The organism is Arenimonas sp. (genome assembly GCF_019459675.1).
Taxonomy (GTDB): Bacteria; Pseudomonadota; Gammaproteobacteria; order Xanthomonadales; family Xanthomonadaceae; genus Arenimonas.
In genome coordinates, this window is sequence record NZ_JAIBFH010000159.1 from 1 (window position 1) to 2,528 (window position 2,528).

Sequence of the window (2,528 nt, forward strand, 5' to 3'; positions counted from 1 at the left end):
GGTACCACGGTCGCGGGCCGATAGGAGCGATGGGCCGGGCGAGCATGGGCTCGGGTTTGGGCAATGCGTTTACGCGGGGAATATCGTCGTCATACCACCCCCCCGGGTCAAATTAGGGGGGGGGGGGGGGGGGGGGGGGCGGCGGCCGCTGAAGCGCCGCTTCAAGTCAGCGCTTCTTGCCGCCCAGCAGGCCGCCCAGGAGGCCGCGCAGGATCTGGCGACCGATGCCGTTGGCCACGGTGCGCGTAGCCGATTTCGCCGCCGCTTCCACCGCGCCCTGGCGCCGCTTGGTGCCCCACAGGAACTCGTCCATCCTGGAAGGCGCCGGCTCGGCGGCCTTGCCGGGGGCCTGCGTTTGCCCGCCTGCCTGGGGATCGGGCGCGGTCGCCTGCTCGGCGCGCTTGGCCAGCATCTCGAACGCCGACTCACGGTTGATGGCGGAGTCGTACTTCCCGCCGACCGGGCTGCGGTTGCGCACGGCGGCGCGCTCCTCGGGGGTGATGGCGCCCATGCGGCAGCGCGGCGGCGCGATCAGTGCGCGCTCCACCGGCATCGGGATGCCCTTGTCGAGCAGCATGGACACCAGGGCCTCGCCCACGCCCAGCTCGCCGATCACCTTGGCGACGTCGAGCTTGGGGTTTTGTACGAAGGTTTCGGCGGCGGTGCGCACCGCCTTCTGGTCGCGCGGGGTGTAGGCGCGCAGCGCGTGCTGCACGCGGTTGCCCAACTGGCCCAGCACGGTGTCGGGGATGTCGTCGGGGTTTTGCGAGCAGAAGTACACGCCCACGCCCTTGGAGCGGATCAGGCGGACCACCTGTTCCACGCGCTGCTGCAGCGCCGGCGGGCAGTCGTCGAACAGCAGGTGCGCCTCGTCGAAGAAGAACACCAGCTTGGGCACGTCCAGGTCGCCCACCTCGGGCAGGGTCTCGAACAGCTCCGAAAGCAGCCACAGCAGGAAGCTCGAGTACAGCCTGGGACGCAGGATCAGCTGGTCGGCCGCCAGCAGGTTGATGATGCCGCGGCCGGACATGTCCTGGCGCATCAGGTCGGCCAACTGCAGCGCCGGCTCACCGAAGAACTGTTCGCCGCCGTCCTGTTCCAGCCGCAGCAGCGAACGCTGGATGGCGGCCACCGACTGCGGGCTGACCAGCCCGTACTGCTTGCCGATCTCGGACTTGTTCTCGCTGACGAAGTTCAGCAGGGCGCGCAGGTCGTCCAGGTCCAGCAGCAGCAGACCCTGGTCGTCGGCCAGCTTGAAGGCGATGTCCATCACGCCCGACTGCACGTCGTTGAGTTCGAGCATGCGTGACATCAGCGCCGGGCCGACCTCGGACACGGTGGTGCGCACGGGGTGGCCGAGCTTGCCGTACAGGTCCCAGAACACCACCGGGCTGGCTTCGTTGCCGTAGCCTTCGACGCCGATCTGCTGCACGCGTGCGGCGATCTTTTCGTTCGACGTTCCGGCCATCGCCAGGCCGGCGATGTCGCCTTTCACGTCGGCCATGAACACCGGTACGCCCAGCCGCGAAAATCCTTCGGCCATCACCATCAGGGTGACCGACTTGCCGGTGCCCGTGGCGCCGGCCACCAGGCCATGGCGATTGCCGTATTTGCCCAGCAGGCGCACGGGCAGGTCGCCCTTGCCGATCAGGATGTCGCTCATCGAGGGGCTGCTCCGGGGTGGATGGTGATGGCTGATTCTAGCCCGCGGCTTGCCGCCGCGCCGCCGTGGCCGCTAGGCTGCGCCCCTGCACTCCGGAACCTTCCCATGCGCGTGTCCTCCCTGTTCGTAATCATCCCGGCTGTCGTGGCGCTGCTCGGCGCCCCCGGCGCGGAGGCCCGCCGCGTTTCGGCCAATACCCAGAAGCTTTACGACGTCCTGGCCGAGTCGAGCGACGGCTATCGCGCCGGCGTGGCCCAGATCCGCAAGGGTGAATCGGGCCCGGGCCGGGAGGCGGTGCGCAAGGCGTCGGCGCAGATGCTCGACGCCGCGCGCCGCTGCGGTGACACCCGCGGCTGCGACACCTCGCGCTTCCTGGCCGCCTACGACGCACTGGTGCAGCAGGGCGCCGACCTGGCGGCCGGCGGCGAAGGCTTCGCCGCGGCCGAGTCGGGCATAGGTGGCAGCGCCGAGCGATCGGGCGTGCTGGGCGCCATGCCCGAGGCCGGTCGCTCCATCACCCTGCTCAAGGGCCGCGACCTGCGTGAACTGATCGAACTCAACGAGCCCGTGAAGGCCGCCATGGCCGAGTGGCTTACCTGGATGCGCCCCAGCCTGATCACCAGCTGGGAAAACTACCAGCAGATGCGTTTCCTGATGTGGCCCGAGTATGAAAAGGCCGGCCTGCCCGAGGCGCTGCTGTTCGGCATCCTGGCCAAGGAGTCCAACGGCCGCGTGCACGCGGTGTCGCGCGCCGGCGCCGCCGGCCCGATGCAGTTCATGCCGGCCACGGGCGCGCGCTTCGGCCTGGGCTGGCGCGACGGTTTCGACACCCGCTACGACCCGCAGCTGGCCGCGCGCGCCAGCG

The 2,528-nt window shown here is 69.8% G+C and carries 2 protein-coding genes; one reads left to right on the top strand and one right to left on the bottom strand.

Going from position 1 to position 2,528, the window contains the following annotated elements:
* Positions 1-166 precede the first annotated feature (166 nt).
* Positions 167-1,663, bottom strand: a complete 1,497-nt coding sequence (locus K0M70_RS05725; protein WP_290780461.1) for a helicase HerA-like domain-containing protein — start codon at positions 1,661-1,663, stop codon at positions 167-169.
* Between the two features lie 105 nt (positions 1,664-1,768).
* Here K0M70_RS05725 and K0M70_RS05730 point away from each other — a divergent pair.
* The coding region (locus K0M70_RS05730) for a transglycosylase SLT domain-containing protein (protein ID WP_290780464.1) at positions 1,769-2,528 on the top strand (760 nt) is incomplete at its 3' end.